General features: G+C 54.9%; 14 protein-coding genes and 1 riboswitch. Of the genes, 8 read left to right on the top strand and 6 right to left on the bottom strand.

The features are described from left to right. Positions 1–12: 12 nt before the first annotated feature. Positions 13–474: a hypothetical protein gene (locus EBB_RS21360; RefSeq protein WP_192395726.1), complete on the bottom strand. Its 462-nt coding sequence runs from the start codon at positions 472–474 to the stop codon at positions 13–15. Between the two features lie 109 nt (positions 475–583). Between EBB_RS21360 and EBB_RS21355 the strand changes: the two genes are divergently transcribed. From EBB_RS21355 to EBB_RS21335, 6 genes are all read left to right on the top strand, one after another. Further along, positions 584–1,390 carry a helix-turn-helix domain-containing protein gene (locus EBB_RS21355; RefSeq protein WP_192395725.1) on the top strand — a complete coding sequence of 269 codons (807 nt, stop codon included), beginning with the start codon at positions 584–586 and terminating at the stop codon, positions 1,388–1,390. Between the two features lie 180 nt (positions 1,391–1,570). Beyond that, positions 1,571–1,729: riboswitch (FMN riboswitch) on the top strand. Positions 1,730–1,836: 107 nt separating this feature from the next. Continuing rightward, positions 1,837–2,523: a 3,4-dihydroxy-2-butanone-4-phosphate synthase gene (gene ribB / locus EBB_RS21350; protein WP_192395724.1), complete on the top strand. Its 687-nt coding sequence runs from the start codon at positions 1,837–1,839 to the stop codon at positions 2,521–2,523. Between the two features lie 362 nt (positions 2,524–2,885). Then, on the top strand, positions 2,886–3,011 hold the full coding sequence (locus tag EBB_RS26545) for a hypothetical protein (protein ID WP_306790032.1): 126 nt from the start codon (positions 2,886–2,888) through the stop codon (positions 3,009–3,011). Positions 3,012–3,267: 256 nt separating this feature from the next. Continuing rightward, positions 3,268–4,107 carry an EamA family transporter gene (locus tag EBB_RS21345; RefSeq protein ID WP_225587665.1) on the top strand — a complete coding sequence of 280 codons (840 nt, stop codon included), beginning with the start codon at positions 3,268–3,270 and terminating at the stop codon, positions 4,105–4,107. Between the two features lie 226 nt (positions 4,108–4,333). Then, positions 4,334–5,443, top strand: a complete 1,110-nt coding sequence (locus EBB_RS21340) for an NAD(P)H-dependent oxidoreductase (protein WP_192395723.1) — start codon at positions 4,334–4,336, stop codon at positions 5,441–5,443. Next, positions 5,440–5,940: a GNAT family N-acetyltransferase gene (locus EBB_RS21335; RefSeq protein ID WP_192395722.1), complete on the top strand. Its 501-nt coding sequence runs from the start codon at positions 5,440–5,442 to the stop codon at positions 5,938–5,940. Before EBB_RS21340 ends, EBB_RS21335 begins: the two co-directional genes overlap by 4 nt. Positions 5,941–5,991: 51 nt before the next feature. Here EBB_RS21335 and EBB_RS21330 read toward each other — a convergent pair whose 3' ends face one another. The 3 genes from EBB_RS21330 to tatA form a co-directional block, all read right to left on the bottom strand. Continuing rightward, positions 5,992–7,209 (bottom strand): efflux RND transporter periplasmic adaptor subunit, encoded by a 1,218-nt coding sequence (locus EBB_RS21330; protein ID WP_192395721.1) that lies wholly within the window; start codon positions 7,207–7,209, stop codon positions 5,992–5,994. 6 nt (positions 7,210–7,215) lie between these two features. Further along, a complete protein-coding gene (locus tag EBB_RS21325; RefSeq protein ID WP_192395720.1) occupies positions 7,216–10,392 on the bottom strand; it encodes an efflux RND transporter permease subunit in 3,177 nt (1,058 codons plus the stop codon). 296 nt (positions 10,393–10,688) lie between these two features. Next, the gene (gene tatA / locus EBB_RS21320; protein ID WP_192395719.1) at positions 10,689–10,916 is read right to left on the bottom strand and encodes a twin-arginine translocase TatA/TatE family subunit; all 228 of its coding nucleotides are present in this window, start codon (positions 10,914–10,916) and stop codon (positions 10,689–10,691) included. An 820-nt stretch (positions 10,917–11,736) separates the two neighbouring features. Between tatA and EBB_RS21315 the strand changes: the two genes are divergently transcribed. Further along, the gene (locus EBB_RS21315) at positions 11,737–12,813 is read left to right on the top strand and encodes a sigma-54 interaction domain-containing protein (protein ID WP_192395718.1); all 1,077 of its coding nucleotides are present in this window, start codon (positions 11,737–11,739) and stop codon (positions 12,811–12,813) included. 38 nt (positions 12,814–12,851) lie between these two features. Here EBB_RS21315 and EBB_RS21310 read toward each other — a convergent pair whose 3' ends face one another. Both EBB_RS21310 and EBB_RS21305 read right to left on the bottom strand, forming a co-directional pair. Beyond that, entirely contained in the window at positions 12,852–13,307 is a 456-nt protein-coding gene (locus tag EBB_RS21310; RefSeq protein ID WP_192395717.1) for a cupin domain-containing protein, read from the bottom strand. 177 nt (positions 13,308–13,484) lie between these two features. Next, positions 13,485–14,924, bottom strand: coding sequence for an arylsulfotransferase family protein (locus EBB_RS21305; RefSeq protein ID WP_223146897.1), 1,440 nt, complete (start codon positions 14,922–14,924; stop codon positions 13,485–13,487). 716 nt (positions 14,925–15,640) lie between these two features. Here EBB_RS21305 and EBB_RS21300 point away from each other — a divergent pair. Further along, entirely contained in the window at positions 15,641–18,664 is a 3,024-nt protein-coding gene (locus EBB_RS21300) for a TonB-dependent receptor (protein ID WP_192395716.1), read from the top strand. Positions 18,665–18,825 lie beyond the last annotated feature (161 nt).

Here is an 18,825-nt window from a genome sequence, read left to right as displayed (position 1 = left end):
GGATAACAGCTTTCAATTCTTCGACAGATGAGCCATCCACGCCGCCCGCGCGATCAGCACGATAGCGCCGAGAAAACCGATCGTGGTCAACGAAAAGCTCAGCATCGCCTGTAGCGGAAAATGCGGTTCGACCGGAACCATTTCGACGGCCTTGGGCGTCAGGCCTCTGATCAAGAAGGCCAGCGGATTAAAAAATGCACCGAAGCAACAGGCCGCTACCAGCCACAGTGGCGGGTTGATGGCATATTGGCTGAAGCCCAGGAAAAAGATCAACAGAAACTGTGCCATCATCAGGTAATCGATGTGGGCGCGAATGACGTCGTCGCGTACCGCCAATTGGCCGGCCAACGTGCCGTCAGGGAAAAACAGGGTGACGCCCAGCACCCAGGCGATGGCCAATGCGATGAGCAGACATAGCCCGCCAAAGCTCAGCAAAATCAGGTTGGCGGTGGATAGGGGGTTTTGCGTGGTCATGGTTTTCCTCGTCGGGGTGTTTATGGATAAGCGCTGGCGTAGCCAAGATTGTCCGCGCTGCCGACTTTGGGCTAGACTGCGCGGCTAACGGCGAAGAGGAGTTTAAACAATGACGCAAACACCGCGCTTGTACGAACGTGCTGCGCTCGGCGACAACTGGTTCGACGCGCTCTGGGATATCCGCGACGGCCGCACCTATTTCACCGGCCCGTTGTACTACAACGCCAGCCACCAACACGGCGCGCCGGTTTTTCTGGCCGGCCTCTACGGCAAATTCCGCCTGCGTTTGCACGGCGGCGACTGGCTGTGGTGCCGCACCGCCATCATCCCGGCCGGGGTGTTGCATGAACTGGATGTCGGCGGCGAGCCGATTACCGTACTGTATATTGAGCCGACCATCGCCGGCGCCGATGCCTTCAAGCCGCTGATCAACAACAGCCGGGCGCTGAACGGCGCCCTGGTTGGCAACGGCGGCGAAATTCGTTTCATGCGCGACTTGTACGAAGACCGCTACCAGCCGGACTGGACGACGGAGTCGCTGCTGGATTTATTGGGATACGCCAAGCGTCGCGCCCAGTCCGCCGTCATCGATCCACGCCTGACCAGCTTAATCGATCATCTGTCCGCACACGGCGACGACCTGACGCCGGTCGCTACCTGGGCTAGGCAAGCCGGTTTGTCGCCTTCACGTTTTCAGCACTTGTTTACTGAACAAATCGGCGTGCCGTTCTGCTGTTACCGCAGCTGGAACCGGATGCGCCAAGCTATCCGCGAGATCATCCGCGGCCACAGCTTTACCACCGCCTCGCACGCCACCGGCTTCACCGATTCAGCCCATTTCAGCCACGAATTCCGCAAAACCTTCGGCGCCCCGGCTTCGATAGGCCTACAGCGATTGGCAAGGTTGCAGTTATAACTCCTAATATAACCACGAGAGGAAAGGAGCAGTGGCCCATAAACATCGGCGTGCAATGCGTACAAGGATGGAGGAACGTTCGAAATGCGTGGTGGGTTAAGTCTTCGCTCCGATCGGCAACTCAATCCGTCAAGGGCTGTTTAACTTGACGCCCTGGCCTGTTTTTCATTAAATGGCCGGGCTTGTACTCAGGGCGGGGCGGAATTCCCCACCGGCGGTATCTCGGGTTTCTCCCGGGGAGCCCGCGAGCGCCGCAATCTCTGTTGTTGAGAATGCGGGTCAGCAGATCTGGTGAGACGCCAGAGCCGACGGTTATAGTCCGGATGAAAGAGAACGGCGCCAAGTATTCCACACGCTTTTTCGTGTCCAGAAGGCTTGCTTTTGCTCGTAAAAATTATCTTTCAGCCCTGATTCTGGTGCTTCCATAACTTATTAGGAGTTTTACCATGAATCAGACTTTATTGACCCCGTTCGGCGATGCGAACGAACGCGTGGAATGCGCGTTAGCCGCTTTGCGTCGAGGGCAGGGGGTGTTGGTCACCGATGACGAGGCGCGCGAAAACGAGGGTGACCTCATCTTTGCCGCCGAAATCCTTAGTGTGCCGCAAATGGCTATGCTGATCCGGCATTGTAGCGGCATCGTTTGCCTCTGTTTGCCGGAAGAAAAAACCCAATCTTTAGGGCTGCCGATGATGGCGGAGCACAATTCCAGCCGCTTCAGTACGGCTTTTACCGTCTCAATCGAAGCGGCTCACGATGTCACCACCGGCGTCTCGGCGACCGATCGGGTACGGACTGTGCAAGCGGCGATTGCGGATGATGCCAAAGCGGATGATTTACGCCGACCCGGCCATGTATTTCCGTTAAAGGCTCGTCCAGGCGGCGTATTGGAGCGCGCCGGTCACACCGAAGTGACGGTGGATCTAATGCGGTTGGCGGGGCTTAAGCCTTACGGCGTGTTGTGCGAATTGACCAATCCCGATGGCTCGATGGCGCGCTTGCCGGAAATCGTTGAGTTTGGCCGATGCCATCAGATGCCGGTATTGACCGTCGCTGATGTGATTGCCTATCGTTTAGCGCACGAAGCGTCAGCGCTATCTTTATTATCGGAACGTTTGACCGCCATGGCTTGATGCTAATCGGCAACCCCAGCCGTCGCGCCGGGGTTGCTGTTCTCAATCGGATAGTCGTGGTTATCTAATTTAACCGCAAGGAACTGAGATTTGAGTATCTAAATTAAGCGCCTATTGTCTGCCAGATTTGATTTGCCGAACGCGCTACGTCATTGTGTCCTTGCGCAGGGTTTTGGTGAGAAGTGCAGTAGTCCGCAACTCATTTCGTAGCAAAGCTTCGATAAGCTTTAAGCGATTTTCCAACCGATAGGCTGTCCCATGGCATTACCCTTACTCGACAACAAAAATTATTCGTCCCGGTCGTTACGCCCTTGGCTGGCGGAGAGACAAGTAGCAACTGAAATCAGAAAGGCGTTTGAAGAATGAAAGCTAAGGTTTGGGCCGCGTTGTTGGCGGTTTATCTGGTGTGGGGATCGACTTATTTGATGATCCGCTTTGTGGTTGAAACATTCGCTGAAAATCTTGGAAACGGAGCGCCAGCGAAGTGAAGATTTTTAGTCCCCGATAGCCGTAGCGCCGGGCGGGTTTTCGCAGCGAAGCGGAGAAAACCTGCAAGGCATCGCGACACGGCGTCGAGTCATGCGAGAGCCGATGTTTCGACCCCTTGTTGGGTCGGAACGAGGTGACGCGGACGAATCGGGGCGCCGAAGGCATAAGCGGTCGCGTAATTTTTGCCGATTTTTTCCTGCTGGGAAGCTCGAAAAAATCTTTCGGCAAAAATAGCGACTCCCCGGGCCGCCGTTTTTGTCGGCCGGATTGCGTTTCGTCGTGTCCGGCGCCATTTTGCTGGCTTGGCGGCGTCTGGCCGGCGATGCCGCGCCCAGTTTAAGGCAGTGGCGTTCGGCGGCCGTTGTCGGCATTTTGTTATTGCTAGGCGGCAACGGCTTGGTCTGTTGGGCCGAACAAACCGTCCCGTCCGGCGTCACCGCGCTGATCATCGGTGCCGTGCCGATGTTTCTGGTAATTGCCGACGCAATCCGACCTAACGGTGTCAGACCGACGTTCCGCGTATTGGTCGGTTTGGTCATTGGCTTCATGGGGATTTACTGGCTGGTCGGTCCGACGGCGTTTTCAGACGGTATGCCGTTAAATATGTCCGGTGTGGCGGCGCTATTGCTCGCCAGTTTGCTTTGGGCTTTAGGTTCAATCTACAGCAAGACCGCGGATTTGCCGAAGACGGCGCTGATGACAACGGGCGCGGAAATGCTGACCGGCGGCTTTGCCTTGTTGCTGGTCAGTGCGCTAAGCGAACAATGGGGTGTTTTCAACCTGGCCCAAGTATCGGTAAACTCCTGGCTGGCCTTGGCGTATCTGATAGTGTTTGGCTTGATGATCGGTTTCGCGTCCTACGCCTGGTTGCTGCAAAACACACCTATCCCGCTGGTAGCGACCTACGCCTACGTCAATCCGCTGGTGGCGGTGTTTTTAGGCAACTGGTTCGCGAACGAACCGCTTACGCCGCGCATCCTGAGTGCGTCGGCGATCATCATCGGGGCTATCGTATTCATGAATAGTGCGCGCGGCTCAAGGGCCAAGCCGGTAGCGGCGCGAGGCGCGAGCAAATTATGGACTTCAGTTGTTTAAGTCCCGGCGCGGAAGCAAACGCCGAAATGCGTTGAGGCTGTTTTCTGATAAACGTACAGCACTGCAGGCATGCTTGGTTTTGGCTAAGCTAGGCAGGTCGATGACTTTTATAAATTGCCGGTGCCCCTTTATGGCATGCGAAAATCAACGTCATTATCAAGCCGCAACGAGCGGTCGATTATTGGTTGCCATTACTTTTCCCTGACATTCCACACCTAGCATTGCCATGAAAATACTGGCTTTATCCGGCAGCTTGCGGGCAGCATCCATCAATTCCGCCGTACTGCGCACTGTGAGGCATTTGGCGCCTTCCTCTATCGAAGTCTATTTGTGTTCCGGGCTTGGCGACTTGCCTTTATACAATCCGGATTTGGAACAAGCGCCGCCGGCCGTTGCCCTGCAATTACGCAACGAAGTCGCAGCAGCGGATGCCTTGCTGATCGCCAGCCCGGAATATGCCCACGGCGTTACCGGCACCATCAAAAACACGCTGGATTGGTTGGTAGCATTCGAGGGCTTTGTGGACAAACCGGTCGCGGTATTGAATGCATCGCCACGCGCCCATCACGCCGATGCCGCGCTCAAGGAAACCTTGATCACCATGTCGGCCACACTCATCGAAGCCGCATCGATCACCTTGCCGTTGCCGAGCGCCAACATCGGCGAAGCGGAGTTGCTGGCTGCGCCGGAAATCGTTTCATTACTGACCGGCGTGTTAATCAAAACTCAACGCGTGGTAAAGCTATTGCCGGACATGAAGCCCTTCCTGGGCAGCAGTCTTTATATCGATAGCCAACATCCGGCCATCGTCGCCCAAGCCGCCAAATTGGCGGAAGGCTGCGCCGATGAAGAAGCCATCGCCAAACACTGTTTCGAATTCGTCCGCGACGTGATCAAGCATAGTTGGGACTACCGGCTGAATCCGGTAACCTGCACAGCCTCCGAGGTGTTGATTCACGGCACCGGTTATTGTTACGCCAAAAGCCATTTGCTGGCGGCGCTGTTGCGCGCCAACGGCATTTCGGCCGGACTGTGTTACCAGCGGCTGACACTAGACGGCGACCAGCCGCCTTATTGCCTGCACGGATTGAACGCGGTTTACCTGCCGCAACACGGTTGGTATCGGGCCGATGCGCGCGGCAATAAGCCCGGCGTAAACGCGGACTTTTGCCCGCCGCTGGAAAAATTGGCGTTCCCAATTGTGCATCCCTTGGAACAAGACTTACCAGGCGTCCTGGCGGAACCCTTGCCGGCCGTCGTCAAAGCCTTAACCGAAAATCAAACTGTCGAGCAGGTTTATCACCACTTGCCGGACCTTGCCGCTACCGAGCAATGACGACAAACTCGCCGTTGGTCATCCGTCCCGCTGTAACGAGCGACGCCGAGTGCGTCAGCCAACTGATTGGCAGTGTTGCCGACCGTTGTACGATTTCACCCACTGGCGACGGGGCCGAGTTGTTTTATTCGAGCATCAGCCCGCAAGCGATCGGCAGCTACATCGCCAATGCCAATTTCCTTTATCTCGTGGGTTTGCTAAACGATAAGCTTGCCGGCGTCGTTGCTGTCCGCGATGCCCGGCATCTTTTTCATCTGTTTGTGGCGCCAGCCTGCCAATACCAAGGCGTCGGCACGGCATTGGCGTTGCGTGCTATCGCATTATCATTGGCCGCAAGTCCGTCGGAAATCTTCACGGTGAATGCCGCGCTATCCTCCGTGCCGTTTTATGCTCGGCTGGGATTTCAGCCGCTGGGGCCTAAGATAGAGGACAAAGGCGTGGCATTTGTCCCCATGCAATTGCCAAGCTCAGCGCTAAACGCCGCTTCGTGGCGATGATAGCCATTTCCCTACCGGATGGCCCGTCCTGCATCGGATTGTTGAAATGTTTCATGATTTGCCGGCGGTTTTGTCTTTGGCTTTCTCGGCCGGTTTTGCTTGGGCTTCCACCACACTTACCGTTTCGCCTTCCACTAACAGATCCGAGGGGCTGGCGACCAAGGTATCGCTGGCGGAGATGCCTTCCAAGATTTCCAGCTCGCGGCCAAAGTCGCGGCCCAGTTTTACCGGACGAAACGCCACACGATGTTCAGCATCGACCACTACCACATGCGGACCGGCTTTATCGATCACCAACACATTAGCCGGCACCACCAAGGGGCTGGATTTGCCGGCGACGTTGATCGAGATCTCCACGTAGGAGCCGGGTAGTAACTTTCCGTCCTTGTTGGGCAGGGTAATGTCCACTTGCCGGGAACGATTGACCGGGTCCAGCGCGCCGGCCACATGATCCACGTGGGCGCTTACCGGCTTGCCTTGCGAATCGAGGACTCTTACCGAGACTTCCTGGCCGGCCTTGATGTCGTCGGCATAGACTTGCGGTACCCAAACCGTCAGTCGCAACGGGTCGGTTTGGGTTAAGGCAAATAACTCCTGACTGCCGGCCACGATCAAGCTGCCGACGTCGACCGCCCGCCGAGTAATCACGCCGGAAAAGGGCGCGACGATGCGCCGGTAGCCTTCGATATTTTCCAGGCGTTTGACATTGGCTTGCGCAGCGGTGAAATCGGCTTCGGCTTGCAGGAAAGCGCTACGTTTTTCGTCGAATTCCTGTTGGGTGCCGCTGTCGGTGCCGTTCAATTGCGTCCAGCGTTGCAGGGTGGTGCGGGTCAGCTCCAATCGGGCTTTAACTTGAGCCAGCGCGGCGCGCGCTTGCGCTAATTCCTGCTCCAGTTCGGGTACGTCGATGACCGCCAACAAATCGCCTTTTTTAACCTGATCCCCTATGGTTTTGTGCCAGGCGCTTAAGTAGCCGTTGCTGCGCGCATACAGTTGGGTTTCGGTATTGCCGCGCAAGCTGGCAGGCAATACCAATTTGCGGGTCGCCTCGCCGGGCCTTGAATGGGCGGCGATGACGCTGCGCTGCTGGCTGGCTGCGGTTTGCGCCTGCAAGGCTTCCGCTTGCCGCAAGTTTTGCGCCAGGCGCCAGGCGCCGGCTAGCAGGAGCAATAACAATAGCCCCAAACCCAGCCGTTTTACTACCAGCAGGGTGCGGTGCGTATGGTCGGTGGACGGGCGCGCGAAGGGTGACGAAGGGATGCTATTCATAGGATTTTAAGGGCTTACAAAGGTTGTGCGATGCGAAAAGCGGTGTGCCAGCCAGCGGTGAGTGCCGGCAAACACCAGCGGAACGAACAGTAAAGTGGATACGGTGGCAAAAGCCAGACCGCCGATCACGGCGCGGCCCAGCGGCGCATTTTGTTCGGCACCTTCGCCCCAGCCGATGGCCATCGGCAGCATGCCGACGATCATCGCAAAGGCGGTCATCAGCACCGGTCTCAGCCGGGTGGCCGCCGCTTCCAGCGCGGCCGTCACCGGCGGTACGCCAGCGGCCAGACGGGTGCGGGCGAACGACACCAATAAAATGCTATTGGCGGTAACCACGCCCATGGCCATGATGCTGCCGGTCAGGGCCGGGATGCTCAAGGTGGTGCCGGTCAGAAACAGCGTCCAGGCGATGCCGGCCAGCGCGGCGGGCAGGGCACTGACGATAATCAGCGGGTCCAGCCAGGATTGAAAATTGACTACCAGCAGCAGATACAGCATCACAATTGCCACAGCCAAGCCCACGCCCAAACCGGTGAACGAGCTATTCAAGGTTTCGATTTGGCCGCGCACGCTCAAATCGACGCCGCGCGACAAATGGCTGCGGCTGTCGGCAACCAGTGTATCAATCTCCCGGCTCACCGAACCCAGATCGCGGCCTTCCACGCTGGCGTAAATATCGAACACATTATTGGCGTTGTAATGCGTTACCGCGACCGGTAACACGGTACGTTTCAATTTGACTAGATTGCCCAACAATTGCGGTTGGCCGTTACCGCCGCCCACCGGCGTGCGCATCAAGGCATCCAGATTGTCCAAATCCAGCGGATTGCCCATCACGCCGATATTCACTGAGTTACCGTTGGCCGGATTCAGCCAGAACGACGGCGCGGTCTGCATGCTGCCGCTGAGCGTCAACAGCAGGTTTTGCGCCAGATCGCGGGCCGACAAACCCAGTTGTTGCAATTGCTGGCGATTCATTTCCAGATCCAGCGCCGGCCGATTCATGCGTTGATAAATGTGCGCATCGACGATGCCGGGGATTTGCCGTAGGCGGTTTTCCATGGCAATGACCCGTGGCATCACTTCTTCCGGCTTGCCACCGATGAACTGGATGTCGATCGGTGCCGGTACGCCGAAATTCAGAGTCTGGCTAACCTGGTCGGCGGGCTGGAAGAAAAACTCCAGACCGGGAAATTGTCCGGGCAGTTCTGCGCGCAGGCGTTTGATATAGTCGGCGCTGGGCGCATGGTCGCCGGGACGCAGCGAAATCATGATCTCGGTATCGGCGGTTTCCACGGTGCCGGAATTGCCGAACAAGGTGTTACGGGTGCTGTAGGGGCCGCCGATGATGTCCAACAGATCGGCGATCTCTTCGGCGGGAATAATGCTGCGAATGACTTTTTCCACCGCATCGATGTGTTGCGGCATTTCCTCGATGCGGGTGCCGGACGGCGCCCGGACATGCAGACGAATCTGCCCGGCGTCCACCGCCGGAAACAAGTCTTCTCCCAATAGCGGCACCAAACCCAGCGATGCCAGGCAAAAGCCCAGAATTGCCGAGCTATAGCGCAAGCGGTGTTTCAGCAAATGGCTGGCCAAGACCAGATAGTGGCCGCGAAACTGTTCGAAGCCGTGCTCGAAGGCGTGATGCAGACGTTGAAAGCCTCTCGCCAGCGCGTTGGTCGGCGGCGCATCGGTATGGCCGTGATGGCCGGACATGACATACATCACTAGCGTCGGCACCAAGGTACGCGACAGGATGTAGGAAGCCAGCATTGCGAATACCACCGCTTCCGCCATCGGCACAAACAGGCTGCGCGCCACGCCGGACAGGAAGAACATCGGTACGAACACGATGCAGATGCACAAGGTGGAGACCAGCGCCGGCATCGCGATTTCCGCCGCGCCGTCCAGGATGGCTTGATGCGGATTCTTGCCCAACAGCATTTGCCGCTCGATGTTTTCGATTTCCACGGTGGCATCATCCACCAAAATCCCCACCGCCAAGGCTAGGCCGCCCATTGTCATTAGATTGATGGTTTCGCCGACAAGATACAAGGCAATCAACGAGCACATGATGGACAGCGGTATCGATACCGCGATGATGCAGGTGGTGCGCCAGTTGCCCAGAAACAGCAAGATCATTGCGGCGGTTAAGCCGGCGGCGATCAGCGCTTCGTGCAACACATTGCCGATCGCGGCCTTCACGAACAGCGATTGGTCGAACATCAAGCGCATATTGATGCCATCCGGCATCAGGTTTAGCATTTTCGGAATGGTTTGTCGGACGTGTTCCACTACTTCCAGGGTCGAAGTACGGCCGACTTTGAAGATGGAGGTCAAGATGCCGCGTTCGCCGTTTTGCCGGGCAATAGTCGTCACCGGTGCTGCACCGTCGCGCACCGTAGCCACGTCGCGCACCAGCGTGGTCACACCGTTCACGGTGCGGACCGGCAGGTCGGCCAGCCGGGGTATCGCCGCCACCGCGCCATTCAGACTGACGTCGTATTCGTTACTGCCGATTTTTACCGTGCCGGTGGGCAGGATTAGATTTTGCGCGGCCAGGGTATCGTTTAAATCGGCGGGCGTCAGGCCGCGCGCCAACAGGGCCGGCGCATCGACATCCAGCGTAATTTGCCGGCTTTTCGCGCCGAACGGATTCGTCATTGCCACGCCGGGTTTGGATTGCAACGCGGTTCTGGCGATATTATTCACCAAATCGTTGACATCGGTCTCCGGGACGACGCTACTGGAAATGCCCAACTGCACCAACGGCAGGTCGGCGGCCGAATATTGAATGACTTGCGGCGGCGCCACATTGGTCGGTAGCGAGCGGTAAACTGAGTTGCTGCTGGACATCACCTGGGCGATGGCGGTGCGAATGTCGGTGCCCGGATGGAAAAATACTTTAACCACAGCCGCACCGCTGTAAGACAAAGATTCACTGTGTTCAATGCCGTCGATCAAGGCCATGGAGCGCTCGACCGTGGTGGTTAAGCGGTCGGCTATTTCCTTGGCGGTCATGCCGTTGTATTGCCAGAGCATCGCTACCACCGGAATATCGATGGTTGGGAAAATATCGGTGGGCATTTTCCGCAACACATAGGGGGTAGACAATAGAATCAACAGCGCCGCCACGATAAAGGTATAGGGGCGGCGTAAAGCAATATTAACGATCCACATGGATTTCTCGGGAGATCCGATTGGTTAGCGAGGTCAGGTCGGTTTTAAAACTAGCGTTTATCCGGCAAAGGCAATTTAGTGTTTGTCTTAAGCAAGTGCTATACCAAGCAATCTCCACCGGTTTTTCCAAGCATAGTGTCCTGCATGCGCTTGGGCTTAGGTGAGAATCTACAGCATAATTTTTGCCGGGCGAATGTTCTAAGCTGTTGTTATTCGAACAGATGAGGATCAAAAGCTGCTGTTTTGGCAGCACGCTGGTCTAAGCGCCTTTATCCTGAGAACAGCAACCTAGTGTATCAAGCCTTGGTGCGGTCAGCTTTACCTATCAACTCGTCGGATAATTCTTCCTGATAGAGTTGGGTGATGGCCTTGGCCTCTTCGGCTTCTTCGCTTTCCTTTACGGCTGTACGAAATCCCTTGATCGCATCGCCCAGATCGGCGCCGACATTTTTCAGGCGCTTGGTGCCGAACACCAAGACCACAATCGCTAAAACTACTAATAGATGGGGAATGCTCAAGCCCATGTTTTGCTCCAAAGTTGAAAGTTGCTGAGATTAGTTAAGCCGCTTGGGGATAGTGACTTAGCCTTTTCAAGGCGGTCTTCAGCAAGATAGGGGCCAATCTGCCGAGTGAGCACTGGAATACGCCAAAGTACCGCTGTGTTCCAGGCATATCAACCGTACCCGTTTACGTTATCGAGTATGGAAGCAGGCGGTTCAACGGCAACTATCCCAAAAAATGCTGATTTACAGACATGGCATCAGCAAATGCTGCTGCTATACGAACAGTCCGAAACATAGTGGGCATGTTTAAGAAGCGATTTCGGCCGACTGGGCTTATTGAAAAAGCCCGAGTTAATTGGATTAGCGCGAAAAAAGGCAATGACCCGCCAGTAAAATGCAGGTCTATGAAAATGTGTTGAAATATCAACACTCAATCAGCAGATTATGTTGATGTGGCAACATTTGGGTTTCGCAAAAACCTGTAATCCATTATTATGTGCTGAAAACACGAAGTGGCATGAACCATGCTTAGAGCCTGGTATCTCGCTGTTATTTTCCGAGCATTTTGTCTCGATAACATCCACTTCTGCTGACCGGATCGCCGGAAGCCAGTGTGTCCCCCAAAGGACTGCTGGCTTTTTTTTGGCCTGTGCTCAGCCCTGGTGCCGGTGTGTGGGCTGACTTTGGGCTTGGTAAGGCTGATTTTTGTTTGGCGTTGGCGTATCGGCAGTTGATTTGCGCTGCCCTGACGAATCACTATTTTTGACATCTTTAGGAAAAGAGCTTTCATGGAACAATTTTTGAGTGACGGCATCGTTGCTCGCAGTAAAGGGGAAACCGTATGACATTATTGGCATTTGACGAATTGCAATTAAGACAGCTGTCGCACACGGTGCGGGCGACCGCGATGGTGTTCGAGGATCCGGTTTCACGAAAACTGTTGGAGCACATCGAGCGGATTGCGCCCAGCGATGCGACAGTGCTGATCATCGGTGAGACCGGCACCGGCAAGGAATTGGTCGCCAGGCATGTGCATGCACTGAGCAAGCGCGCCAAAGGACCGTTCGGGGCTCTGAATTGCGCGGCACTCAGTGAAAACCTCATCGAAAGCGAATTGTTCGGCCACGAAAAAGGCGCTTTCACCGGTGCCTTGAATACCAAAGAAGGTTGGTTTGAAACCGCCAATAAGGGTAGTTTGTTTCTGGACGAAGTCGGCGATTTACCGCTCGGCTTGCAAGCGAAATTATTGCGGGTATTGCAGGAAAGGGAAGTGGTCAAGGTGGGCTCGCGCACGCCGTCGCCGGTGGATGTCAGGGTCATCGCCGCTACCAATGTTAATTTGGAAGAAGCGGTGGCGGCGTCGCATTTTCGCGCCGATCTGTATTACCGCTTTAATGTGGCGGCGATTCATCTGGCACCGTTACGGGAGCGTCCGGGCGACATTTTGCCTTTGGCCAGGCACTTTCTGAAAGTTTACGGCGACCGCCTGGGCTATGGCGAAATCAAATTATCGCCATCCACCGAGTTGGCCTTGTTAAATTACGATTGGCCCGGCAACATTCGTGAGCTGGAAAATGCCGTGCATAGAGCATTGTTGGTCTGCCCTGGCAATCGCTTGCGTCCGGAGGACTTTAAGCTATCCGGGGTACGGGTCTCGCAGAGCGGGCCTGTGGTTTCCACCTCTTCGTTGGAAAGTTCGCTACTGCGCTTGTGCGAACAAGCCCCGCCTAAGTTGTTCGATATTATCGAAGAAACCGTGATTCGCACAGCGTTCGAGTTTTGCGAAGAAAATCAGGTACAAACCGCGCGCTTGCTGGATATTAGCCGCAATGTCCTGCGGCACAAGCTGGGGCTGTATGGCATGTTGGCCAATGGTCAGAGAAAATTGGCCGTCGCCTACGAAGAAAGCGAAGAGTAATCTCAGGCAGCTCGCTGATAGCGAGCTGCTAGCTATTTTTAAGGGGCCGGGGTAGAAGTCGCCGGGCCTATGCCGACAATCTGCAGAATCGTGTCTTCGTCTTTGGCACCGTCATAATGGATTTCGTTGCCGTAGTGGGTGACGAAGCTGCCCGCCGGTACTGCTTGCAAATGCGCCGGATCATAATCCGTGCCGGTGCCTACCCACCAAGTCCCTGAAATCACCGTTATGAAGCGGTCGTTCGGATGCGAATGCGGCTTGCTACTATGATGAGCCTTCCACTTGTTCAGCACGACATACAGGCCGGGTTTGTTAGGATCGCCTACCAGTACCGCGCTCTCCGAACCGCTGGGGTTTGCCACCCAATTAATCTGCTCGGGCAGTTTGATGTTGATGGCTTTGGGGTCGAGTTCCAATGCTGCCGCCGCGCTATACGCGCAGCATAGCGCGATCGTCAAGATCGATAGCGCTGGCCGAATAGGTTTACGTAACATCTTAGTCTCCAAATTATAAAGCGTTAGTGCCATGGGTTTCGGGGTATCCGGCTGTGGAGTGCCTGTTCCTTTCAGCTTAATGGCAGTAACCCGTCTACCAAACATCACGACCGGATACCCCGAAACCCATGGTTTTAAAATTGAATACAGCGTGCCTTGGTTTTTTGCCAAGTTGCTTTAGGGTTTGTTGCTGGCTACCGGTAGCCGAAATTTACTCAAATCAGGCGCACTGACCGGATTTTCACTATGCGGTGTGCTGGCCGGCACCCAATCGTAAGGTACCGGTTGGCCGCGATATACCGAGTTGTTGGCGGTGGCCCGGCCGGTCAAAGCATCCTTACCGATACGAAAATACGGATTGATATATTCCCAGACTATGTCGCCGTCGGCTGTGACTTGGAATAAGCGTCCACTCTGGCCCTCGTCTATAAAAGTATTCCCGTTAGGCAAGCGGCGGGCAGCGCTGATATGGGTGCTGCGAAACGACCAACTGGGGCCACCGGAACTCTCACCCGTGTACTGCCAGACAATTTCTTTCTTGATCGGATCTATCTCCAATACGCGCGAACCACCGGTACGCGGCACGGGAGCCGGCGGGTAACCGGCGATGCCTTGATTGTCGAATACCAGCAAATTCCCGGCGCCGGGTAAGCCTTCCGGGATGATATGCGCATCGTGTTGGGCGCTGATTTGATCGACCGGGCGCGGTACCTTGCGGGCTTGTTGTTCTTCAATGGACGCGGCTTGGTAGTGCGGCCCCAGGTTCCAGACTACTTTGCCGGTCTTCCTTTCAATAATGATGATGAAATTGGCGTTGCGCGCGTCGATCAACAAATTATCCGGATGAAAGCGCTGGTCGCCGGCGGCATACCAATGATTTGGGCCAACGACTTTCAGGTTGTTGACATGCAGATAGTCGGCGATTTCGGCGTTGCGGACCAGTTTCAGTTCGGCGGGTGTGAAGCCAAATTCATTAAGATGTTCGGAGGCTATCCATTTCCAGACCACTTCGCCTGCCGGATTGACTTCGTAAATCACATCGTCCAGTACCTGCGCTTGTTTAAAACCCTTAACTGGGTGCACCAGGTTAGCCAACACCACCGTATTGCCGTTGGGCAATCTGGCCCAGTCATGATGTTGTTGCGCCGCGCCGCCGGGAGCTTTGTCGCCAAAACGCCAGACGGTTTTGCCATCCCAATCCAGCTCGGCAATGGTTTTGGTGATTTTCTTGCTGACTTGGCCGGGCACCAGGTCTGTGCCTTTGCCTTCGGTGGTTTCCTGCGTCACAAACACATGTCCCAGTTTGCCGCCGGTCAATGCTGGGTTGATTAAGGTGCTGTGGCTGGCGGCATCCGGCCATTCATGTACGGAGTTTCCGTTTAAATCGATCAAATGCGCGATGTTGTCGCCGCCGCTGAACAAAACAAAAGAGTTATAGGCTTTGCTGGGATCGTAACGCGTGGTGCCAGTGGGAAAAACACTCGGCCCCGATAAAGCCGAGACACTGAGGGCCGTGCCTAAGGCGATCAATGTGGCTTGTTGCCAAGTCTGGGATTGACGTGATGCCCGGTTTTTTTTGCGTCCATGCGCGCTTGCGGAGGGTCTGATGTGTGTCATTTTTTATTCCTTTATAAACGGGTGTTTGCGATTGCTTTTGGTATTAAGCAATGATCAAGCCAATATTTTGTTTTATCCGTGTGAGTCACAAAAAATCTGACTGTAAAAAGTCATAAACTCTACACGGGCTGATATTTCAAGCTTTGTCATTAGCGCGCCAGTGCTTGCACGCGGCATTTTTCCAGTAAGGCTTAGGGTAAACGGCAGAGGAGTCCGATGGATTTGGCCAAACTTGTTGACCCAAGTGCAGGCCATCAGCAAAAAGTATTTCCAATTCAGCAGACGTCTTTCAGGCGATCAGCAATGACCGTTCAGCCTAACAGCAAAGGCCGTTCATGTTGCCAGCAGTAGTTGTTTGGGTTTCAGCAGATTTTGATAAAAACAGCGCGTGGACTGGCTGTTAATTTTTCCGGTTGATCACAAGTAATTAATTTATTTTTTATATATAACAGTATTTTATAAATATTTTTTCGGGGATTGTTTACCACTAATACGCTTTCACTATTGCTGGCATACCTATTGCAAAATCGATATTAGAGCCGGATGTGCTTTTAGACGGCACAGTATTAGCGTTAGTTTTTATCGATTTTTTTAACATTCGTTTAGGTGGCATAGTGAGCGATAAATTAGCAAGTGCTTTTTCAATAAGCGCTATTCGACAGGATGGGGTCCCTCAAGCAATCAGTGCGCGACGTAGGTTATCGACCTGCGTGGCAATGGCTATCGCCGGTGTGTCCATGGCGTCTGCAGTCGACGTGGAAGCCGCACCGAAAAAAAACAGCAAAACCAAAACCGTAAACAGCAAAGCGGTCAGCGATTTGGAAGCGGAAAATCAGGCTTTGCGTCAGCAGCTAGCCGCAGCCAAACAACGTGAATTGGAGTTTATCAAAAAAGGCGCAACGGGCACCGCGCCAGCCGGAACCGCTAATGCCGGCGCACCAAGCGCGGAAACCGCTGCCGCACCGAACGAAGCACAGGCAACCGAGTTAGCCCAGAACGACGACGATCAAAAGGCGGATTTGGGTGAAGTAGTTGTAAAGGCCAAACCCAAATTGGCAAAACTACACGAAGTCGCGCAATCGGTGTCGGTGGTATCCGGTACTGAACTTAACCGGGAACTGTCCAGAGATTTGGGCGACATCACCCGCCGCGCGTCCAACGTGCAATTCAATCAAAACAATACCCGCGGCGCCTCGCTATCGGTGCGCGGTTTAGGTAAACGAAGTTTCACGGAAACGCAGGACCCTAGCGTCGGCGTGACGGTGGACGGCGTACCCTATGCCTTGACGCAGTTGGCTAACTTCAGTTTTTACGATGTGGAAGCGGTAGAAGTCACGCGCGGGCCGCGTGGTACGGAAGGTGGTTTGGCCGCCAGCTCCGGTAAGGTCAACGTCACCTCTAAACTACCGACCTTTGCGCCCACAGCGGAATTGTCCGCTGCCTATGGGCAACGGGAGTCGTTGGTATTGCAAGGTGCTTTGGGCGGGACGGTGATCGATAATTTTCTGGCCTGGCGCGGTTCGCTTATCGTCGACAAGGCGCGCGGTTTTTATGAAAACGAATACGACAGAAACTACACGCTATATAACCGTGATCGCTTGAGCGGGCGCGCGCAGTTGCTGTTTACGCCTACCTCAAACTTAACGGCGCGGTTTATCGCCGACTTCGAGCCTAAGCAGCCGCAGTTACAAAACGGTTTGACATTCTTCCACGATCAGCCGTTTAGATTTGCCGACGGCAGTCTCACGGACCGTAATGGCACGTCCGCTTATTCCAAACTCAATGGCTATTTCAGCCATAGCAACCAATTTGCATTGACCGATACCACCAGTCCGGGGGCGATCAGCGCCGTTGGCTCAAGAGCGGCGGCCGGCCAGTATTTTGCCAACAGAGGTTTTGCCTATAACGATTATATCGGCGGCGAACAACGCGGCACCGTCTGGTTCGATCAAAACAAAGGCCAAACCGTCAATAACCAGGGCGCTGCGGCATTAATCGACTGGGAAGTTGGCAATCATGTGTTGAGTTCCAGGACCGGGGTGCGCGAATATCGCTTTGATGCGCACAACGACGAAGGCACGCCGTTTGACATCAGCGTCGATGGCGGCGGTGGGGTTAAATACAATCAATGGACGCAGGAATTTAAAATCGTCAACAAACCGGGCGGCTTTTTAGATTACAAGGCCGGCGTAATCGGTTTATGGACCAAGGATAATGTAGACTCGAAAGCCGGTTGGGGTGCCGACGCCGGGGCCTGGTTTGCCACCAATGGCCAGTACAATGCTTTATATCGAAACGCCGGCGCCAATCGCGGCGCTGGCGTGGCCATCCTGAAAGACCTGTTGCAGGATGCCCGCACCTTCGAATCTACCGAGATCCGCACCCAATCCGGCGCCCTATACGGCGAATCGGATTTGCATTTTACCGACAACTTCACGCTTACCGCCGGGGTCCGGGCCACGCATGAAGACCGTACGTCGCGCAACTTTAAGAATATTGCCAGAAATGGCGTTGGCGGGGCGTTTAATCCGGAATCGGTGCGTAACGTAGCCACCGGCGGCTTTAATTCCGATACCGCGCAGTCCTTTACCGTCGATGTGGATGGCGACGGCGTCCCTGACAAAAACCCTGACGGATCGAATAAAACGGTGACCAACACCTTCTACGGATCGACGACCAATTACGGTAAGCTCAACGCGGCGCAAACCGCTGTTGTGGCTGGCGATGCCGTGGCGAACAGCGCCGAGCAAACCGCGCTGGCCGATTCCCTGGCGGCTCGTTACTTTGGCGGTTCCAGCTATGCGGCGTTGACCAGCGCCCAAAAAACCATGGTCGCCAACGCCAAAACCTTGCGTGCTTCGCAAATCGGCCGTTTGAATCAAACCGTCGAGGATAATTACCGGGATGTACTGTATACCGCGCAATTGACGCCCAGCTACAAAATCAATGAAGACCTGACGACTTATTTGTCCTGGCAATACGGCGAGAAATCCGGATCGATTGCGCCGGTCAATGGTCTGTCTTTCACTGTCAAACCGGAAGAAACGCATGCCCTAGAGCTCGGTTTTAAATCCTTTTGGCTGGATAAGTCGGTGGTGCTGAATGTCGATGCGTTTGTCATGGACATTAAAAATTACCAGCAAGCCGTGCAGGTAGTCGACCAATTCCAAACCGAAGTCAACTTGGCACCCGGCGGTTCCGGCCTGACAGCCTACGCGACTACCCAGGGCAACGTCGGCCGGGTCCGAGTGCACGGCGTGGAGTTGGACAGCGTGATCAACACCATTCCCGATTTGTCCATCCGTTTCAACGGCGCCTATAACGTTGCCGAATATCTGGATTACAAAAACGCACCCAAGCCCGATGAGTTGGGTTATCTGACCGGGGATTACGTCGATATGACCGGCCAGTATCTACCGGGTGCGTCCAAATGGAATTTCAACGTCGGTGCCGAGTATTCCAAACCGATTTTCGAGAGCAAATACATCGCGCACACCAGCTTTAATACCAACTACCAAACCGAGTTCAATAACAGCGATACCTTATCCGCCTACGGTTGGGTAGGGGATAGAGCCCGCACGGACGCGGCGATCGGTGTCGGTACCCGCGACAAGCACTGGGATTTGAGCCTGATCGGTAAAAACATCTTCAACGATAGAAATCACGAAATTGGCTGGAATTCTTACGGGCCAGACCCTTATCCACGCTGGTTTGGCATTCAGCTGAGTGGGAAAATTTAGGCTGAAAAGCCTGAGCAAAAGCTGCCATTCAACGCAACTCATCAACTTGACATGGAACTGTTGGCAGGCGAACAGTGGGTCAGCACCGGCTGATGACCGTTCAACAGTTTGCCACCCGGCAGCGGTGTCATGGTGTTAAACCGACAGCCAAATCGCATTTT

Source organism: Methylomonas fluvii (genome assembly GCF_014850975.1).
GTDB lineage: Bacteria > Pseudomonadota > Gammaproteobacteria > Methylococcales > Methylomonadaceae > Methylomonas > Methylomonas fluvii.
This window is presented reverse-complemented; position numbering and strand designations above follow the sequence as displayed.